The organism is Streptomyces sp. NPDC020807 (genome assembly GCF_040641575.1).
Classification (GTDB): domain Bacteria; phylum Actinomycetota; class Actinomycetes; order Streptomycetales; family Streptomycetaceae; genus Streptomyces.
This window is the reverse complement of sequence record NZ_JBFADU010000031.1, coordinates 26,089-45,906: the sequence shown is the minus strand read 5'-3', so window position 1 is coordinate 45,906 and position 19,818 is coordinate 26,089. Positions and strand designations below refer to the sequence as shown.

Genomic DNA, 19,818 nt, shown 5'->3' with positions numbered 1-19,818 from the left:
GGCGTGGCGGAGCCGTCGGTGCGGGGCGGGGATCAGCCCTTGACGCCGGTGGAGGCGATGCTGTTGACGAACGAGCGCTGGAACGCCACGAACAGGGCGAGGATCGGCACGGTGATCATGGAGGAGTAGGCCATGATCTGGCCCCAGCCCACGTTGAGCTGGAAGAAGTAGGAGATGCCGACCATCACCGGGCGCAGTTCCTCGCTCTGGACGACCATCAGCGGCCACAGGTAGGAGTTCCAGGCGGGCAGGAAGGTGAGGATGGCGACGGTGGCGACGGCGGGGCCGGACAGCGGCATCACGATGCGGCGGTAGATGGTGAACCAGCCGGCGCCGTCCACGATCGCCGCTTCGTCGAGTTCCTTGGGGATGCTCTGGAAGAACTGGTGGAAGAAGAAGATCGAGAAGGCGTTGGCGACGAACGGCAGGATCTGCACCTGATAGGTGTCCATCCAGCCGGTGGTCCACTCCAGGTGGAAGCCGTTCACGCGCAGGAGCGGCAGCTGGTTGACCCACCACACCAGCGGCAGCGCGAACGTCTCGAACGGCACGATGAGGGTGGCGATGACCGTGGTGAGGACGAGCTTGCGGCCGGACCACCGCATCCGGGCGAGCGCGAAGGCGGCCAGGCTGTTGACGATGATGCCGAGGACCACGGTGATCGACGAGATCAGCACGGAGTTCAGCAGGAAGCGCGCCGCGGGGACCCGGTCGAACATGGCCGTGTAGTTGTCCAGCGACAGGGCGCCGACCGGGAGGAAGGCGCTCAGCGAGCCCAGGTCGCCGAAGATCTGGTCGTCCGTCTTGAACGACGAGACCAGCATGAAGACGAGCGGGAGGGCGAAGACCAGGGCCAGGACGATGCGTCCGGCGTGACCGCCGAGTCGCTTGAGGAGGGAGGTCATGTCAGTCCTTCTCCCGGGTCAGGAACCGCTGGATGAGCGACACGGTCAGGACGAGTACGAAGAAGATCAGCGAGATGGCCGCCGCGTAGGCGGTCTGCTGCTGGTCGTAGCCGGTGCGCACCGCCTGGAAGACGACGGTGGTGGTGGAGTCGAGCGGGCCGCCCTGTGTCATCACCCTGATCTGGGTGAAGAGGCTGAACGCGGCGATCGTGATGGTGACGAGGACGAAGGTGCGGGTGGAGCGCAGCCCGGGCCAGGTGACGTGGCGGAAGCGCTGCCAGGTGGTGGCTCCGTCGAGTTCGGCGGCCTCGTACAGTTCGGCGGGGATGGTCTGCAGACCGGCCAGCCAGATGATCATGTGGAAGCCGACGCCCTGCCACACCGACATCAGGATGATGGCGGGCATCGCGGTGGCCGGGTCGCCCAGCCAGTCCGGGCCCTGGAAGTGGCCGAGGGTCAGGGTCGAGATGATGTTGTTGACCAGGCCGTCCTGCCGGTAGAGGAAGGTCCACAGGAGGGACACCACGACCATCGAGGTGACGACGGGCAGGAAGTAGACGGTCCGGAAGAAGTTGATGCCCCGCACCTTGGCGTTGACCAGCAGTGCCAGGACGAGGGCGAGGCCGGCCTGGAGCGGGACGACGACCACGGCGAAGTAGATCGTGTTGCGCAGGGACTTGTAGAAGACCGGATCGGTGAAGAGCTGGGTGAAGTTCCTCAGGCCCACGAAGCGGGCCGGGGTGGGCGAGATGAGTCTCGCGTCGGTGAAGGCCAGGGCGAAGGCGAGGGCGACCGGTACGACGAGGAAGACGATCAGCAGCACGACGGCCGGGGTGGCCATGCCGAGGGCGGTGAGGCTCTCTCGGCGACGGGCGTTGTTCGTGCGGGTTCGCCGGACCGGACGCAGCCGCTGGGGGGCTGCGGTCTTGGTGGTCACGGTATCTCCAGGGAGCCGGTCCGGTTCGGGCTGGGTGGTCGGGGGCCCGAACCGGACCGGGGCGGGTCAGCCTGAGTAGTTGTTGTTCGTCTTCAGGTTGTTGTCGATGTTCTTCGCGGCCTGGCCGAGGGCGTTCTTGGGGTCGGCGCCGGCCAGGATGTCCTGCGCCGCCTTCTGGAACTCGGTGGAGATGTAGGGGTAGGCCGGGGTGACCGGTCGCAGCGTCGCGTACTTCTGCGCGAACTGGACGAGCACCGCGAACCTGCCGCCGGGCTGGTAGTCCTCGACCTGTGTGGCGGCCTCGTTGGTGGCGGGGATGGTGCTGGTCGCCTTGGCGTAATCGACGAAGTACTTGGTCTGGCGGGAGAACTTCAGCCACTCCTGCGCGCCCTCCTTGTTGGAGCAGGTGGAGCTCATGGCCCACTGCCAGGAGGCGCCGCCGATCTTCGGGCCCTTGCCGAAGTCGACCGGCGGGATGATCGCCAGGTCGTCACCGAGCTTCTCGGCGTTCTTGGTGGCGTTCCAGCTGCCGTCCCACTGGATGGCGCTCTTGCCCGCGAGGAAGTCCTTGTTGGGGTCGGCGCCGGACTTCTTCGCCATGTAGCCCTTGGTCACCAGCGACTGGAACCAGTCGCCCCACTCCACGGACTTCTTGCCGTCGAGGGTGCCGGTGGCGGTCTTGTAGCCGTTGCGGTCGATCAGGTCGCCGCCGAAGCTCTGCAGCTGCGGGGAGTAGGCGTAGGGCCACCACTCGCCGCTGCCGCCGGTGCCCATCTCCAGCGGGTAGGCGAACTTGCCGCTCTTCTTCAGCTTGGCCAGGGCGGCGTCGAACTCGTCCTTGGTCCAGGGCTTGTCCATGGTGGGGATACGGATGCCGTGCTCGTCGAGGACGGACTTGCGGGCGAAGAAGGCCAGGGAGACGTCGTAGTGCCCGAAGGAGTACAGCTTGTCGTTGTAGGTTCCGACGGTGCTGTCGAGCTGCTCCTCGACCGGCACCTGGCTGCCGGTGACGTCGATGGGGGCCAGGTAGCCGCCCCAGGCCCAGTTCGCCACGTTGGGGCCGTCCACGTCGAGCAGGCAGGGCAGCTTGCGGGCCGAGGCGGCGGCGACGACGGAGTTGTTGTAGTCGGTCTGCGGGAACGACTGCAGCTCGACCTTGTACTTGCCCTGGGAGCCGTTGAAGTCCTTGATGATCTTCTTGACGACGTCGAGCTCTGCCGAGTTGCCGGCGTTGTGCGTCCACAGGGTCAGCGTGTCACCGCTGGCCCCTGACGAGCTCCCGCCACTGCCGGACGCGCATCCGGCGACGAGCGCGGTAGCCGCCGCGGCGGCTACACTCGCAGCAGCGAGGCGCCTTGTTCTGAACACCACGAGGTTCCTCCATCTCACGGAGGCGGGTCTTGCAGGACCCGCCCTTGGCGACCGGTTGCGTCGGTCGCTGTTCTTGGTGGCCGTCCCGCGCCCACTCCGGACTCTCGGAGCGGGTGGCGGGACGGCTGTCTTGTATCGCCGGCCTAGTTCCCGGCTGGGGCGCCGAGGGAGGAACGCTCCCGCAGCGGCATGGGGACCCGGTGGACGATCGGGTCGAGGGGCCCTCCGCGCAGGATGAGCTCCACGGCCAGGCGCCCGAGCTGGTAGTGCGGCAGCTTCAGCGTGGTGAGCGCGGGCCGCAGCACGGAGGCGATGTCCTGGTCGTCGAACGAGATCACCGACACGTCTCCGGGCACCGACAGCCCCGCCTCGGCGAGCGCCTGGTAGGCGCCGAAGGACACCCTGTCGGCCAGGCACACCAGCGCCCGGGGGCGGGTCCCGGCCGCCAGCAGGGCGGACACCTCCCGGTAGCCGTCCAGCGTGTCCCAGTCGCATTCGATGACGCCGTCCAGGCGGGCGCCGCCCTCGCGCAGCACTTCCTCCAGGCCGCGCATGCGTTCGTTGCCGGCGATGATCCCCTCGGGCGTGGCCGGGACGGCCTGGTGGCCGCCGATCGCCCAGATGCCCTGGGTGTGGCCGGCCGCGAGCAGGGCGCGCGCCGCGTCCCGCCCGGCCTCCAGCTCGTCCGGGACGACGGAGGGGGCATCGAAGCCGGGGGCCAGACAGTTCAGCAGCACCACGCGGCGGCCGAACAGTTCCTTGGGAGGAGTGACGTACCGGGTGAACATCGTCGCGTAGATCACCGCGTCGACCTGGCGGTCCAGCAGCGCGTGGACCAGCGAGGACTCGGCCGCGCGGTTGCCGCCGGCCTCGGTGATGAACAGCAGGTTGTCCCGCTCGCGGGCGGCCTCCATGGCGCCGCGGATGACGTCGCCGGCGAACGGGGTGGTGGTGATCCGGTCCGAGACGAACCCGATGGTCTGTGTGGACTTCGTCCGCAGGCTGCGCGCGGTGACGTTCGGGCGGTAGCCCAGCTGCCTGGCCGCTTCCAGGACCCGTTCCCGGGAGGCGTCGGAGATGCGCATGTCGGTGCGACCGGACAGGGCGAACGACGCGGTCGTCGGCGATACGCCCGCCTCGCGGGCGACGTCGGCCATGGTCACGCGGCGTTCGGACATCGGTGGATCAGCTCCGCTCGGCTAAATCGGATTAGCAAGATGCGATGAGATTGCTTCACTCGTCATGCGCTGTCAACACCCCGGACATCTCGCCTACGTAACGGTGACTTTCTGTACCGATTTGCACAGCTCTGGGTAGCGCGAAGATGAGATTCGTATGCGTTAGCTCTTGCTTTAGCGGCGACGGCGCCCGAACCATGCCGACCCATCACCTAAATCGAATTGGCAGGCCGTCAGGTCGCCGTCTGTCACGCAGCCCAGGAGGCAGCATGAGGAGAAGAACAGCCCTCAGGGTCGTATCCGCCGCCGTCGGCGGTGCCGTCGTGCCGCTCTCGTTCGCACCCGCTTTCGCCGTCACCGGCGGCCGGCCCGGAGGCCCCCAAAAGCCCACCGCCCGCTGGGACTTCGACGAACGGTCCGGCGCGGTCGCCCGCGAGGCGGTCTCCGGATCGGCCGCCCCGGTGGACTACGTCTTCAACGATGCCCGGTACAAGCCCGGCAGTGACCCCGTACGCCGTCGTGGCGTGCAAGGCCGGGCCCTGTACTTCGATGGCTACTCCACCTGCGTCACGGCGGAAGGGCCCGGCAAGCTCGACCTCGCCGGAGGCATGACCGTCGACGTGTGGATCGCCCCCTACGCCTACGAGCACGGCATCGACGGCAAGCCCCAGGCGTTGGTCAACCAGCACGACCCGGGTGCGAGGACGGGCTTCCTGCTCGGCCTGCGGCGTTTCGGGCAGATCGTCTTCCAGCTGGGCTTCGGCACCGATCTGGTCGAGGTCAAGGGGGATCCGGGCCGGCCGGCCGCCAAGGGCCGGTGGAGCCACGTCGCGGCCACCTACGATCCTGCCGCCCACCAGCTGCGCCTCTACCTCGACGGCCGCCTGATCGGTACCACCGCCACCCCCGACAAGGCCCCCGAGCCCGCGCCGGGTGAGCCCTTGCTCATCGGGAAGCACAACCGTCCGACCCTGCTCAACGGCGAGTTCCACGCCAACATGTACATGGGCCTGATGGACAGCCTCGCCATCCGCCCCGGCGCCCTGGACGACGCGACGGCGCAGCGCGAGCACGCCGAGAAGATCGCCGCGCTGCCCGGTCACCGCGTGCCTCGCCCGGACCTGACCCACCACCGGTCCCGTTTCGACGGCGACCGGCACCGCCCCCAGTTCCACATGCTGCCGCCCTGGCACTGGATGAACGAGCCGCACGCCCCGGTCTACTTCAAGGGCAAGTACCACATCTTCTACCAGCACGACCCGCTCGGACCGTTCTGGGGACAGATCCACTGGGGCCACGCCGTCAGCACCGACATGGTCCACTGGCGCGACCTCCCCATCGCCCTGGCCCCCGCCGCGGACTCCGCCGGCCCTGACGGCATCTGGTCTGGATCCGCCTGCGTCGACGGCGACCGCGGCCCGGTCCTCTTCTTCACCGGCGGCGACGACCGGCTGCCCTACCGCCAGCGCACCGGCATCGCCGTCTCCACCTACCAGACGGACGGCGACACCGACCTGCCCACCTGGACGATGCGCTCCGAGCCGGTCACCGAAGCCCCCGCGAACCTGCCGGCCGGTCCGGGAACCGCGTGGGCGGAGAACTTCCGCGACCCGTTCGTCTGGGAAGAGGACGGCGTCTGGTACCAGCTCGTCGGCAGCGGCATCGTCGACTACGACGGCGCCCAGGTCACCCGCAAGCACGGCGGAACCGCTCTCCTCTACACCGCACGCCGGCCCGAGGGCCCGTGGACCTACCAGGGCCCGCTGCACTGGAACGACCTCGCCACACTGCCCGAGCCCGGTGAGGTGTGGGAGCTGCCGGTGCTCCTTCCGCTCCCCGGTCCCCGCGGCCGGCGCACCGGCAAGCACATCCTGCTGATCTGTCCGTGGTGGGAGGGGTTCAACCCGAACGCCGTCAAGCACACGTACTACTGGATCGGCACTTTCGACAAGCGCGAGCACCGCTTCGTCCCCGACCACGAAACGCCCCGCGAGTTCGACTTCGGCGAGCACTTCACCGGCCCCTCCGGCTTCGTCACCCCCGACGGCCGGTCCGTGGTCTTCAGCATCACCCAGGACCGCCGTACCGAGCAGCAGCACGCCCAGTCAGGCTGGGCGCACAACGCCGGCATGCCCGTGTCCGTCTCCCTGCGCCAGGACGGAACCCTCGGCGTCGAGCCGATTGCCGAGGCCGCTGGTCTGCGGGGGCCGCGACTGGCCCGCGTCCGGCAGGCATCGGTGGCGGAGGCGAACCGGCGGCTCGCCGGGGTCTCCGGGGACCTGCTGGACATCAGCGCCGTCATCGAGCCGCGCGGCGCGCGGACGATCACCCTGGCGGTCCGGGCCTGCGCCGACGGCACCGAAGAGACCCTGCTGACCTACGACACGGACGAGCGCCGCTTCCTGATCGACCGCGGCCGCTCCAGCCTCGACCCGGACGTCCGCAAGGGCGTCCACGGCGGCAGCGTGGAACTCGACGGCGGACGCCTCACCCTGAGGGTCCTGCTCGACCGCTCGATGCTGGAGGCGTACGTCAACGGCACCAACAGCATCACCAGCCGTATCTATCCCACCCGCGAGGACGCCACCGGCCTGCGGCTGGCTGCCGACGGCGGGTCGGCGCGCGTCGTGTCCCTGGACGTCTGGCGCATGAACGGCGCCTACGACACCCCGGCCGCACCCGCCGCGTACGACCCGCCGCGGCCGGCAGACGTCGACGCATTGCCCAACCACGACTTCGCCACCGGCGACCTCACCGGATGGACCGTCGTCTCCGGCACGACCTTCAGCGACGCCAACGTCACCACGCGCACCGACTGGGGCTGGGGCGGCCCCTTCTACCAGGCCGAGACCGAAGCCGACCCGACCGGCCACCACCTGTGGGGCTTCAACCCTGCCGGAGGCGGCGACGGTGCCACCGGTGTCCTGCGCTCCACCACCGTGGTCCTCGGCGGAGACGGCGTGATCGACCTGCTCGTGTCCGGCGGCAACGACCCCGACCGGCTCTACGCGGCCGCCGTCCGCGCCCGCGACGGAAAGGTGCTGGCCAAGACCACCGGCCGGAGCACCGAGCAGTACCGCCGAGTCGTCTTCGACCTCTCCGCCCACATCGGCGACCGGATCTACATCGAGGTCGTCGACCAGGCCGACGGCGGCTGGGGTCACATCAACGTCGCCGACGTCAACGTCCCCGTCCGGCGCCCCTGACCCCCACCCCCTGCACGCGTCAGCCCCGGGCAGTGCCGCGCCCAGGGCCGGCGTTCACCCCGCCCGATCAACCCAACCCCACACCGACGGAGATTCGTATGCGAACCCGTGCTCCATCGAGAACGGCGACCAGCCGCAGTTTGCAGCGCCTGCTGCTCGCGCTCGCGATATGTCTGGGTCTGACATCGCCTGTGATGACGCAGTCCGCCAGCGCGACCGAAACCAGCCTGTCGAACCCCGGCTTCGAGACCGGCGACCTCAGCGGCTGGACCACCACCGGCACCGCCTTCACCGGGGCGGTCACCGACGACCCGGGCTGGGGCTGGGGCTGCTGCTTCAACCAGCAGGGTTCCTACCACCTGTGGGGCTTCGGCGCGGGCGGTGACGCCGCCACCGGGACGGTGACGTCCGAGCCGTTCACGCTCACCGGCACCGGCATGGTCAGCGTCCTGGTCTCCGGCGGACGCAACGACAACGACCTCTATGCCGCCCTGACCACCCTCGACGGAACCGTCCTGCACAAGGCCACCGGCACCGACAACGAGTCGTACCGCCGCGTCACCTGGGACGCACGCGAGCACCTCGGCAAGCAACTGCGCGTCACCCTCGTCGACAAGGCCACCGGCGGCTGGGGCCACATCAACCTCGACGACGTCCGCGTCGGCACCGACCCCGCACCCGCCGTGACCACCCTGTCGAACCCCGGCTTCGAGACCGGCGACCTCAAGGGCTGGACCACCACCGGCACCGCGTTCAACGCGGCCGTCACCGACAAGACCGGCTGGGGCTGGGGCTGCTGCTTCAACCACGCGGGCACCCGCCACCTGTGGGGCTTCGCCGCCGGCAGCGACGCCGCCACCGGGACGGTGACGTCCGAGCCGTTCACGCTCACCGGCACCGGCATGGTCAGCGTCCTGGTCTCCGGCGGACGCAACGACAACGACCTCTATGCCGCCCTGACCACCCTCGACGGAACCGTCCTGCACAAGGCCACCGGCACCGACAACGAGTCGTACCGCCGCGTCACCTGGGACGCACGCGAGCACCTCGGCAAGCAACTGCGCGTCACCCTCGTCGACAAGGCCACCGGCGGCTGGGGCCACATCAACCTCGACGACGTCCGCGTCGGCACCGACCCAGCACCCAACCCGACCGTGAAGGGACTCGCCGCCCACTGGGACTTCACCGAAGGCCAGGGCACCACCACCCGGGAGAAGGTCAGCCAGGCCGCCGACCCCATCAGCTACGTCTTCACCAACGCGCAGTACAAGCCGAACAGCGACCCGCTCTGGCGCCCGAAGAACGAAGCTGACGGTGTGCTCTCCGGCGCCCTGCTGTTCGACGGCTACTCCACCTGGGTCACCCGGGCCGCGGATCAGACGCAGCTGTCCACGGACGGCCTGACCCTTGAGGCATGGGTCGCGCCGCGTGCGTTCGAGTGGGGAGACGACGGCAAGCCGTCCGTCGTCGTCAACCAGCAGGACAAGGCGGCCAAGCGGGGCTTCTCCCTCGGTGTCGGCCGACACGGCAGGTGGCAGTTCGGCATCGGAACCGGCGACGCCTGGTACGAGGTGACGGTCCCCAAGCCGGCGGCCCTGGCCGCGGGCAAGTGGGCGCACCTGTCCGCCGTCTTCGCTCCGAACGAGGGAGCGATCAGGCTCTTCCTCAACGGTGAGCAGGTCGCCCAGACCGCCGTCCCCACCACCGCGCGGCTGGCCAAGGCCGACGTCCCCCTGATCATCGGCCGTCACAACCAGCCGGCCATCATCAATGGCACGTTCGCCGTGAACATGTTCAACGGCCTCATCGACGAGGTGAAGGTCCACAACAGCGCCCTCACCCCGGCCTCGATCACGGCCGGTCACCAGAAGGACGTGCAGTCCTTCGCGGGCGGTACCACTCCCAAGGCTCAGATGGAGATGGACCGCTCCCGGTACGACGGGGACCGCTACCGTCCCGGCTACCACTTCACCGCCCCGAACCACTGGATGAACGAACCCCACGCCCCCATCCAGTACAAGGGCAAGTACCACCTCTTCTACCAGTTCAACTCCCACGGCCCCTACTGGCACAACATCGCCTGGGGACACACCGTGAGCGAGGACCTGGTCCACTGGCGCGACCTGCCCGTCGCCCTCGCGCCCACCGAGGACAGCGTGGCGCCCGACGGGGTCTGGTCCGGCGATGCCGCCTACGACGAGAACGGTGTACCTGTCCTGCTGTTCACGGCCGGCAACGACGCGCAGCGCCCCAACCAGGCCACCGGTCTCGCCCGCCCCGTCGACCCGGCCGACACCGACCTGGTCGAGTGGAAGGTGCACCCCACCCTCGTCACCAGCCAGACCGCCGACCTGAACGTCGGCGCCGGCCGCAAGGTCCGCTTCGGCGACTTCCGCGACCCCTTCGTCTGGCAGGAGGGAGACACCTGGTTCCAGCTGATGGGCTCGGGCGTCCAGAGCACCGACGGCAAGGACATCGGCGGAACCGCCCTCCTCTACACCTCCAAGAACCTCACCGACTGGACCTACTCCGGCCCCCTCATGGTCGGTGACGTGGCAGCCCACCCCAAGACCGGACAGGTCTGGGAGCTGCCCACCTTCCTGCCCATCGGCAAGGACGCCCAGGGCCGCGAGCGCCGGGCCCTGCTCATCAACCCGGCCTTCCCCGCCGGCCCCGGCGAGTACAGCAGCAAGTACGTCTACTACTGGGTCGGCACCTGGGACGCCGCGAACCGCCGCTGGACCCCCGACACCACCGAGCCCAAGCTCATGGACTACGGCGACCACTTCACCGGCCCCAGCGGAACGGTGGACGACAAGGGACGCTCCCTCGTCTTCAGCATCGCCCAGGACCGACGCACCGAACGCGCCCACTACGACGCCGGCTGGGCCCACAACGCCGGCCTGCCCATCGAACTGTCCATGCGCCCCGACGGCGACCTCGGCTTCCGCCCCGTGGAGGAGGTCTCCCGCCTCCACACCGGAGCACCGCTCCTGGACATCACCACCCCCACCTCCCTCGCCGACGCCAACAACCGCCTGGCCGGCATCAAGGGCGACATGCTCCACATCAAGCTGACCATGGAACGCGGCAGCGCCGGCACCTTCGGCCTCGACGTACTGCGCAGCCCCGGCGACGAGGAACGGACCCGCCTGTTCTACGACGGTGCCGCAGGACAGCTGGGCGTCGACCGGACACGCTCCGGGAACAACTCCAGCGCCGAACCCGGCTTCGGCATCCACAAGGGCCCGCTCACCCTCACCGACAACACCCTGACCCTCGACGTCTTCCTCGACCGCTCGATGATCGAGGCGTACGCGAACAACCACAAGTCCATCACCACCCGCGCCTACCCCTTCCGCCAGGACTCCCTCGGCCTGCGCCTCTTCGGCGACGGCAGCACCGTCAAGTCCATGACCGTCTGGAAGATGGGCAACATGACCGACTGACCCAGCCACGCTGTTCGACGGCCCCGGGCATCCACGCCCACGCCGCCCGGTCCGCGGTCTCGCCGCGGGCCGGGCCGGCACATAGCCTGGTTACGCTGTTCGCGGGCGTGTACGGCATGGGCGCAAAGTCCCAGAGAAATCCCACGAAGCGTCGCCACACCTCCTGGGGTGTGTGTTGACGCAGGTCAGGAAGGTTTCGTCAGTCATTATCTGACGGTCTTTCAAATGTCGCGGAAGATCTCGATCTGGGCGCCCACCGAGTTCAGGCGCTCCGCGAGGTCCTCGTAACCGCGGTTGATGACGTACACGTTCCGGAGGACGGAGGTGCCCTCGGCGGCCATCATCGCGAGGAGGACGACCACCGCCGGGCGGAGGGCCGGGGGGCACATCATCTCGGCGGCTCGCCAGCGGGTGGGGCCTTCCACCAGGACGCGGTGGGGGTCCAGGAGCTGGAGGCGGCCGCCGAGGCGGTTGAGGTCCGTGAGGTAGATGGCGCGGTTGTCGTAGACCCAGTCGTGGATGAGGGTCTTGCCCTGGGCCGTCGCCGCGATGGCGGCGAAGAACGGGACGTTGTCGATGTTCAGGCCCGGGAACGGCATCGGGTGGATCTTGTCGATCGGCGCCTCCAGTTTGGAGGGGCGGACCGTGAGGTCGACCAGGCGGGTGCGGCCGTTGTCCGCCGCGTACTCCGCGGAGCGGTCGTGGTCGAGGCCCATCTCCTCCAGGACCGCGAGCTCGATCTCCATGAACTCGACGGGGACCCGGCGGATCGTCAGTTCGGACTCCGTGACGACGGCGGCGGCCAGGAGGCTCATCGCCTCGACCGGGTCCTCCGACGGGGAGTAGTCGACGTCCACGTCGATGTGGGGGATGCCGTGGACGGTGAGGGTGGTGGTGCCGATGCCGTCGACGCGTACGCCCAGGGCCTCCAGGAAGAAGCACAGGTCCTGGACCATGTAGTTCGAGGACGCGTTGCGGATGACCGTCGTGCCGTCGTGGCGGGCCGCCGCGAGCAGGGCGTTCTCGGTCACCGTGTCGCCGCGCTCGGTCAGGACGATCGGGCGGTCGGGGGAGACCGAGCGCTCGACCTGCGCGTGGTAGAGGTTGTCGGTCGCGGTGACCTCCAGGCCGAAGCGGCGCAGCGCGATCATGTGCGGCTCGATCGTGCGCGTACCGAGGTCGCAGCCGCCGGCGTACGGCAGCTTGAAGCGGTCCATGCGGTGCAGCAGCGGGCCGAGGAACATGATGATCGAGCGGGTGCGGATGGCGGCCTCGGCGTCGATGGACTCCATGTCCAGCTCGGCCGGCGGCACGATCTCCAGGTCCACGCCGTCGTTGATCCAGCGGGTGCGGACCCCGATGGAGCCCAGGACCTCCAGGAGCCGGAAGACCTCCTCGATGCGGGCGACGCGGCGCAGGACCGTGCGGCCCTTGTTGAGGAGGGAGGCGCAGAGCAGCGCGACGCACGCGTTCTTGCTCGTCTTGACGTCGATCGAGCCGGAGAGGCGGCGGCGGCCGACCACCCGCAGGTGCATCGGGCCCGCGTATCCGAGGGACACGATCTCGCTGTCGAGGGCCTCGCCGATGCGGGCGATCATCTCAAGGCTGATGTTCTGGTTGCCGCGTTCGATCCGGTTGACCGCGCTCTGGCTCGTGGCCAGGGCCTCGGCGAGCTGCGTCTGTGTCCAGCCGCGGTGCTGACGGGCGTCACGGATGAGCTTGCCGATGCGTACGAGGTAGTCGTCTGCCATGGCGTCACGTTATCTCAGATATGAGATGGAGATCGCCATTGGGCTGGGCCGTACGGGTGGTGTCGTCAGGGCGACGACGTCAGGGTGACGACGCGTGGGCGGTCGGGTGGCGCGGTTCGTACAGGGGGAGTTCGGTGCCGCTCGGAAGGCGTACCGCTGCCAGCAGGCCCCAGCCCTGGTCGGTGATGGGGCGTGAGATCTCCGCACCCCGGTCCTCCAGGGCCGTCAGGGTCGCGGCGACGACCTCGCACATGAGGTAGACCTCGTGCTTCGGCTCGTCCTCCGTGGGGTGCACGGCGATCTCGGAGGGCGGCAGCTTGAAGATGAGCCAGCCCCCGCCCGCGTCCACGTGGTCGAAGCCGACGACGTCCTTGAGGAAGGCGCGGTCCGCCTCCGCGTCTGGGGTGTAGAGAATCACATGCGCGCCGCTGAACATGATCTGATTGTCGGATTGGTGGCGATTCGTCGGCACGCCGAGCGGGTCTGAACGGGTGCGGCCGACCCTCTTTCGGCGCTTGCTACTCGACGGTAATCTGCGGGCTCGTCAGCGGCCCGCGTCCGCACACCGGGGGAGTGGTCATGGATACCACCGGCACCACCGTCACGTCGTCCTTCGATCCCGTCGCCGAGCACGCGAGGACCCGCGCCGCGCTCGCCGCCGCAGTGCCCCGGCTCGTACGGCTCCTCAAGGCCGTTCCCGACGCCGGCGCGCCATCCGGCGTGCCGGACTGGACCGTCGGCGACGTCGCCGCGCACCTCGCCGCCGCGTCTCTCGCGTACGGCTCCGCCGTCGGCGCCGAGGACGACCTCGACTGGGCCGCGCTCCTGCCGCCCGGTGACGACCTGTCCTTCGCCGAGCGCGTCACCGCCGTGAACGCCACCGCCCTCACCCTCTTCGGTCCCGACGAGCGGGCCGGGCTGCCCGGGTTCCTCGCGGAGCGGGCCGAGTCGTTCCTGGAGGCCACCGAAGGGCTCGCCCCCGACACCCCCGTCACCACCCCCTGGTACGGCCCCGGCGTGGCCGTCACCCTCGCCACGGTGACCGGCCTCATGCTCAGCGAGACGCTCGTCCACGGTCTCGACATCGCACGCGGCGCCCGCCTGCCGTGGTCGATCGGCCCGGAGGAGGCGGGCCTCGTCATCGGGCAGTCGATGCCGACGATGATGGCGCTCGCCCTGGACGAGGAGAAGGCTCGGGGCGTCTCGCTCGCCGTCGACCTCGTGGTGAGGGGCGGCGGGCCCCGCCTCGCGGTCGTCGTCGACGGCGGCGCCATGACGGTCACACGGGACGCGGCGCCGCGTCCCTACGACTGCCGGCTGACCGTGGAGCCCAGGGCCTTCCTGCTCGTCGCCTTCCGCCGGGCGCCCCGCTGGAAGGCGATCGCGAGCGGTCGGATGCGTGCCGGCGGGCGCCGCCCGTGGCTCGCCACGCGGCTCGCCGACCTCGTGGCCGGCCCCTGAGGAGGGGGCCTTGCCAGGGGTGCGGGGGAGGTGTCGCCAAGGGGCCGTCAGGGGCGCGGGGGAGGTGTCGCCAAGGGGCCGTCAGGGGCGCCGCCCCCGCCGTCGCCGAAAACCCGGCTGTCCTGTCTCAATGAAGTTAGTCGATGCCGGCTTCGCTGACCTGGCCGGACTGTCTTCGTTGAGACGGGACGCGGGGCGGGGAGATCGCGGGCAGGCTTAGTGTCGCGCGCTTGTACCGGCCTCAGGGAGCAGGGGTTCAGTGGGTAGCGGGTGGGTGTTCAGTTTGCTGAACAGTCTTCTCGGGTGGGGTGGTCAGCGTTTGATGCGTCCGCGGATCGCGAGGACGGCGAGGGCGAGGAGGGCGGGTTCGAGGATGCGGGAGGTCATCTCGATGTAGGTGCCGGCGGTGGTGAGGTCCTGCCCGCTGGAGCGGAACACCACCGAGTTCAGGGTGACGCTCAGGGCCTTGTCGAAGCGTTTGGCGGTGAACCGGTCCTTCACGGGGTTCTTCGGGTCCTGCTTGTCGATGACGAAGGTGACCTTCCCGCCGCCGGCGGGGACGGTGCCGGTGGCTTCCTGTTTCGGGGAGGAGGCGGGCAGGCCGAAGGCCATCAGCAGCAGGATGGTGGTGAGCATGGCGGCGGCGAGCCAGCCCAGGGCGCGCGAGGCGCGCAGGCCGTAGCCGGAGAGCAGCCAGTAGGCCCACAGCAGGCGGCGTTCGGTCTTGGGGGTGCCGGTGCGGTCGTGGCGGCGCATCTCGCACTCGCCGTAGTAGAAGTCTGCCGCGCCAGGTTCGTTCTTGCCGTCCTCGAACGCCTTGCGGAGCTGCCGGTAGAGGGCGGCGACGTCGTCGGGGTCGGGGGTGCGGGCGGGGTCGCCGTGGTCCGGGCCGTTGCGCCACCGGCGAGGCTCGGGCGGGGCGTCTGCGGGCCCGGAGGGCTGCCCGGCGCTGTGGGCGCGCCAGTGGTGCTCCTCGGCCAGGGTGCGCCGGCGGGTCCAGCGGATCGGGGCTATGCCACGGCGGTGGAAGCCGGTGGGGGTGGGGGCGAGGGTGGTGCGGCCCTCCAGGCGGAGCTGGTCGAGGTGGAAGGCGCCGGAGAACAGGCATTCGGACAGGTCGGTGTCGGTCAGGACCAGGTGCGCGGCGTCCACTCCCTGCACCGACGTCACCCGTACCCGGTCGGGGCCGGTCAGCAGCCCCTCGTCCACGACGCCGGTGCCGGTGGTGAAGGGGGCGGGGTGGGCGGTGAGCGCGACCGGAGCCGCCAGCACCGCGTAGCCGAGATCCACCTCAGCTCGCCGCACCCGCAGCGTCGCCGTCGACTCGAACCGCGTCCGCACACACGACACCGCACTCGCCGCAATCTCCAGCGTCACCGGCGCCCCGAACACCGCCCCCGACAGATCCACCTCTTGTGTGCACACCACCGGCCCCCACTGACCAGCCGCCAAGAACTCCGCCCCACCGAAATCGGCATGGCCGGAGAACTGAGCCCTGCCAAACCATGCGTCGCCGGAGAACCGCGCCCGATTGAAATGGGAGACACCAGAAAAATGCGTCCAGCTGAACCCTGCCGCACCGGAAAACCGCGCATCGACGAACTCGACATCACTGGAGAACCGCACATCGGCGAACTGAGCATCGCCGGAGAACTGCGCCCTCTCGAAGCCCGCGGCACCAGCGAACCGCGCCCCACCGAACCATGCGTCGTCGGAGAACTGAGCTCCGCCGAACCATGCGTCGCCGGAGAACCGCGCCTCACCGAACTGGGCAACACCGGAGAACCGCGTAAACATGAACGGAGCAGTGCCGGAGAACCGGGCGCTGTTGAACCAGGCATCGCCGAGGTGCGGGTGTTGGGTGGTTGGGTCGGCGAGGGCGACCAAGAGCTCGTTGAGGAGGTCTTCGGTGAAGGGGGTGCCACGGTGGTCGATGTTCGCGCCCGGGGTCAGGCCCGCCAGGTAGGTGGTGCGGTCGGCGTCGTCTAGGTGTGCGAGACAGGCGGTGTGGCCAATGACCTGGATGCCGCGGCAGCCGACGGGGTCGGTGACCGGGTCAGCCCCGTGAGTGCAGTGCGGCCAGGACGGCGCTGCCGTCGGAGAGGTGAGCGTGCTCATAGCGGGGACGGCTCCAGACAGAAGAAGCTCCCGTGCCGACGATCGTCGGACGAGGGACGGAGGTCGTGCGGGTGGTGCCTGGTCAGGCGGGCCCGGGCCGGAACGGGTTGTACGCGGTGTACGGGGCCTGGTCCGTCTCACCGCGGCGGTGCCGCTCGGCTTGGTAGGCGTCCCAGGCCGCCTCGCCCTGCCGGGTGGAGCGCCACGGCAGGTTCTTCCTGCGGGTGAACTCGGCGTACTCCAGGTCCGGCTCGGCGAGTCGGCGGCGGCGCTCGGCCCGCGGGTCGTCGCCGACGCGAGCACCGGTCAGATCGTCCACGTTCCGGGCACGGGCGAGTTCGTCCACGTCGAAGGCGATCCGGCGCAGGATCGCCGAGACCCGGGCAAAGTCCACCACGACGTTCGCACGGTCGGGGAAGTCGGCCTCGGGGCGGAGGTTGGCGGCGGGCGGGTAGGACTCGTGGTCCAGGTGGTCGATCCAGTCGGCGCACTGCCGGATCCAGCCGACCTCGTCCACCAGCCGCTCGGCGACGCTCGCACGGCCGGAGAGCTCTTCGTCGCCGCTGCCGTCCGGGTCCTCCGGCGCGGGCCAGCCTGCCGCACGGAGCTCGCCCAGAACGACGTCCAAGGCGTCCAGGTCGGCGTCCTTGGTCAGCTGATGCACCCGGGTCGGCGACAGACCGGCAGCCTCCGCCGTCGCCCGGACGGACAGCCCAGCCGCCCGGGCCGCCACCAGCGCCCAGGCCCGCTCCCGCTCCGCCTGCTCCAACCTCCAGGCGGCCCTGCGCACGCGAGCCAGTACACGCCGCTGCCGCCGGAACTTCCCCAGCCGGTCACCCTTCACCCTGCCCAGCCTGCCAGCACCTGCCACCCCCGCACGGGCCGTTCAACAAACTGAACACCCCACCGCTACCCACGTCGGCCATGCTCCCCGAGGCCGTGTACGCTCCGCGATTGCCCGCTGCAGATCTCGTCGGGTTTTGAGGGTGCCGCCGTCAGCTGCTCGGAATACGCTGACGTGATGGCTTCCTTCGCTTTCGTGCCTTTCAAGGATCTTTATCCTGATGGCGCATTCAGAGCTGGCGTGCAATGGCTCGGAGGCCAGGAGGGCAGTCCGCTGCTCCTTCTGGACCAACTGAGTGCGTACAGCCAGAACGAGGTGTGGCAGGAATGGGCGCGCGATATCACCGTGGCGTCGCTTCAGACACTGGACCAGTCCGAATGGCAGGGAGGTCCAGTGGTAGTCGCGTGGCCGTCAGAGGACCTACTCCAGCGCATCTCCCGCGAGCTGTTCCCCGGACGCGCCACGGCGGTGTGCGTGCTGATGTACGGCGATGCCGCGTTTCAGGACGCCTGGCTGCAGGCGAACAAGGCCCGGCATGCGGAGACAGGCGCACCGTACGAGGGCCGGGCATGGGCGCTGCCACCGGTGGCAGAGCGAGCAGTGGGGTGGATTGCTGACACGGTGAACAAGTCGACCGGGTTCTCGCACCCGTCTGATTACGACAAGGCGGTCCTGGTTCTGGAGCAGCTGCGTCAGCGGGGTCACACATTCGATGTGCAGGCCCTGTATGCGCGGGCCTTGGTTCACGGCTTGCAGCCCAAGCCGGCTCGGGAACTGTCCGATCTCGCCGATCGGCTGGCAGGGGGCAGCAGATTGCGAGTGTCGAACCGAAGATTGCTGCGGTCGGACCTCGTGCAGACGTGGGAGGCCGAGATCAACGGCGGGTGAGCACCTTGGCCTGGCGGGCGACGGCGGGGCGTCGGCCGCATACGGTTGTGAAGAGTCCGCAGAAAGTGCGCCGATATCTGCGGCAGCGCAGGGCACCCGCCCAGACGCGCCGCAGACATCGCGTAAGTAGGCCCTGCTACCTCCGGCATCAGCCCACTCGGCAGTTGCCGTACGATCCGACACGGTTGTTCCTCAACCCCCGGTCACGGCTGGTTGCCATCCCGACGAGGAAGCTTGTCGCCGATCGCCTCCACTAGAGCCTTGACCTCCTCGGGGAACTTGTGGGCCCAGGTCGTTAGGAACGCGCTCTTGACGATGTGGCCGGAGGTGAAGTCCAGGTCGCCGCCGATCTGTTCCCAGACCATGTGCCTGTCCCAGTTGGTCAGCGCGCGCTCCTTCACGACCTTCTTCACTCGCTCCTGGTCGTGCAGGCCGAGGTGGAGAGCCACTGCAAGCCGACCTGCTTCTTCCTCCAGGCAATCCAGCACCCGATTCATTACGTGGGCCTCGGGCAAGCTGGTCCCGGGCAGCGTGAAGATGCCGTTATCGGGATTGGCGCGCTCGGACTGGTCGCCGTCGAGAACGCAAATCGACGGATAGGTGCGGGTTGGGTCGATGTTGTGGTGAGTGTTGACCTTGATGGCCGGGTCGGCGCCTCCCATCGCATGAATCTTGACCTCGTCCAGCTCGATGCCCCCGTGGCTGCGCAGGGCGGTGGTGACCATGAGCTCGGCGAATTCGTCCTCGACGAAGATTGCGAGTTTCGCCTGAATTTGTCCAGTGATGGTCCGTAGGGCTTTGACGTCGAGTTTTCCCTGGATCACGTCGCCCTGCAGAGCAGCCCAGATGGCCTTGGAGGGCAGCGGGGCGAGCGCGTCGTTGGAGTGCGTGGTGAAGATGACCTGGCAGGATTTGCGGTGGGCGACACCGATCAAGTACTCGACCATGCGCTGAGTTGCCACCGGGTGCAGGCCGTTTTCGATTTCCTCGATGAGGATCATGGCCCCGGGGGAGGCTGCTTCGACATCGGCGACGATGCGGATGACGCTCGCTTCGCCGGCGCCAAAGTGGAACTCGGAATACGCGTCGCCCCCAGGGGTGAGCCCGGAGAAGAGCTTGACCTTGCCGGCGGCGTCCACGTAGAGCTGCTGGAATCCTTTTATGGGCTTGGCCAGGATTCTTGCGGCGTGCTCTGTGACCTCGGGAGCAAGAGTTACCTCGCGCGCGGCGGCGAACGACCCGCCGATCGCGACCTTGAAGTTGGACCGCTCGGTGGCGGGCAGGGTCCGCTCGACTCCGAACACCAGCACTTCCCGCTCCGGGGCGGTGCGGTTCCATTTCAGCTGCTTGAAGCTCGCGGTGCGCGAGACCGACAGGCGAGGGTTGAGCTCCTTGTCGATGAGTTCGTACTCGATCGACCAGTTCTGCATGCTGGCGTCGTACTTGCCGCTTTTGGCGAAGAATCGCCCCGGAGCGACGCTCTTGTAGGCAAGCGCCGCCGCCCCTAGGACGGTGGTCTTGCCCCCGCCGTTCGGTCCGACCAACGCGGTGACCGGGAAGTCGAAGGTAACTTCACGGTCGGTGAAGCCTCGAACCTTCCGCAAGGTCAGTCGCTTGAGGTATTTGCCGTAATTCTCCTTGGAGACCTTGGTCTCCAAGTCGGTGATCACGCTCGGCCGGACTTCGCTCCTGTAGTCAGCCACCACTGTC

At 68.9% G+C, this 19,818-nt stretch carries 13 protein-coding genes and 1 pseudogene; 4 read left to right on the top strand and 10 right to left on the bottom strand.

Annotation, left to right across the window (positions count from 1 at the left end):
- Window positions 1-32: 32 nt before the first annotated feature.
- The 4 genes from AB0G79_RS30000 to AB0G79_RS29985 form a co-directional block, all read right to left on the bottom strand.
- The gene (locus AB0G79_RS30000) at window positions 33-905 is read right to left on the bottom strand and encodes a carbohydrate ABC transporter permease (RefSeq protein WP_360811943.1); all 873 of its coding nucleotides are present in this window, start codon (window positions 903-905) and stop codon (window positions 33-35) included.
- A gap of 1 nt (window position 906) precedes the next feature.
- Entirely contained in the window at window positions 907-1,842 is a 936-nt protein-coding gene (locus tag AB0G79_RS29995) for a sugar ABC transporter permease (protein ID WP_360811941.1), read from the bottom strand.
- A gap of 66 nt (window positions 1,843-1,908) precedes the next feature.
- A complete protein-coding gene (locus AB0G79_RS29990) occupies window positions 1,909-3,210 on the bottom strand; it encodes a sugar ABC transporter substrate-binding protein (RefSeq protein WP_360811939.1) in 1,302 nt (433 codons plus the stop codon).
- Window positions 3,211-3,356: 146 nt separating this feature from the next.
- Window positions 3,357-4,391 (bottom strand): LacI family DNA-binding transcriptional regulator, encoded by a 1,035-nt coding sequence (locus tag AB0G79_RS29985; RefSeq protein ID WP_350973603.1) that lies wholly within the window; start codon window positions 4,389-4,391, stop codon window positions 3,357-3,359.
- 269 nt (window positions 4,392-4,660) lie between these two features.
- On the opposite strand from AB0G79_RS29985, the gene AB0G79_RS29980 reads away from it, so the two are divergent.
- A complete protein-coding gene (locus AB0G79_RS29980; RefSeq protein ID WP_360811936.1) occupies window positions 4,661-7,597 on the top strand; it encodes a GH32 C-terminal domain-containing protein in 2,937 nt (978 codons plus the stop codon).
- A 194-nt stretch (window positions 7,598-7,791) separates the two neighbouring features.
- Window positions 7,792-11,046, top strand: coding sequence for a GH32 C-terminal domain-containing protein (locus AB0G79_RS29975; protein ID WP_360811934.1), 3,255 nt, complete (start codon window positions 7,792-7,794; stop codon window positions 11,044-11,046).
- A gap of 221 nt (window positions 11,047-11,267) precedes the next feature.
- Here AB0G79_RS29975 and AB0G79_RS29970 read toward each other — a convergent pair whose 3' ends face one another.
- Both AB0G79_RS29970 and AB0G79_RS29965 read right to left on the bottom strand, forming a co-directional pair.
- Window positions 11,268-12,797: a UDP-N-acetylglucosamine 1-carboxyvinyltransferase gene (locus AB0G79_RS29970; protein ID WP_360811932.1), complete on the bottom strand. Its 1,530-nt coding sequence runs from the start codon at window positions 12,795-12,797 to the stop codon at window positions 11,268-11,270.
- Between the two features lie 79 nt (window positions 12,798-12,876).
- The gene (locus AB0G79_RS29965) at window positions 12,877-13,233 is read right to left on the bottom strand and encodes a VOC family protein (protein WP_360811930.1); all 357 of its coding nucleotides are present in this window, start codon (window positions 13,231-13,233) and stop codon (window positions 12,877-12,879) included.
- A 143-nt stretch (window positions 13,234-13,376) separates the two neighbouring features.
- Between AB0G79_RS29965 and AB0G79_RS29960 the strand changes: the two genes are divergently transcribed.
- Entirely contained in the window at window positions 13,377-14,258 is an 882-nt protein-coding gene (locus AB0G79_RS29960) for a maleylpyruvate isomerase N-terminal domain-containing protein (RefSeq protein ID WP_360811928.1), read from the top strand.
- 312 nt (window positions 14,259-14,570) lie between these two features.
- Here AB0G79_RS29960 and AB0G79_RS29955 read toward each other — a convergent pair whose 3' ends face one another.
- From AB0G79_RS29955 to AB0G79_RS29945, 3 genes and pseudogenes are all read right to left on the bottom strand, one after another.
- Window positions 14,571-15,599, bottom strand: a complete 1,029-nt coding sequence (locus AB0G79_RS29955; RefSeq protein WP_351809377.1) for a hypothetical protein — start codon at window positions 15,597-15,599, stop codon at window positions 14,571-14,573.
- Between the two features lie 159 nt (window positions 15,600-15,758).
- Window positions 15,759-16,055, bottom strand: a pseudogene (locus AB0G79_RS29950) (pentapeptide repeat-containing protein); the annotation flags it as partial.
- A 403-nt stretch (window positions 16,056-16,458) separates the two neighbouring features.
- A complete protein-coding gene (locus AB0G79_RS29945) occupies window positions 16,459-17,166 on the bottom strand; it encodes a hypothetical protein (RefSeq protein WP_351809012.1) in 708 nt (235 codons plus the stop codon).
- 231 nt (window positions 17,167-17,397) lie between these two features.
- On the opposite strand from AB0G79_RS29945, the gene AB0G79_RS29940 reads away from it, so the two are divergent.
- Window positions 17,398-18,108 carry a hypothetical protein gene (locus AB0G79_RS29940; protein ID WP_351809015.1) on the top strand — a complete coding sequence of 237 codons (711 nt, stop codon included), beginning with the start codon at window positions 17,398-17,400 and terminating at the stop codon, window positions 18,106-18,108.
- A 203-nt stretch (window positions 18,109-18,311) separates the two neighbouring features.
- On the opposite strand, the gene AB0G79_RS29935 is transcribed toward AB0G79_RS29940, so the two are convergent.
- Window positions 18,312-19,778: an AAA family ATPase gene (locus tag AB0G79_RS29935; protein ID WP_360811926.1), complete on the bottom strand. Its 1,467-nt coding sequence runs from the start codon at window positions 19,776-19,778 to the stop codon at window positions 18,312-18,314.
- Window positions 19,779-19,818 lie beyond the last annotated feature (40 nt).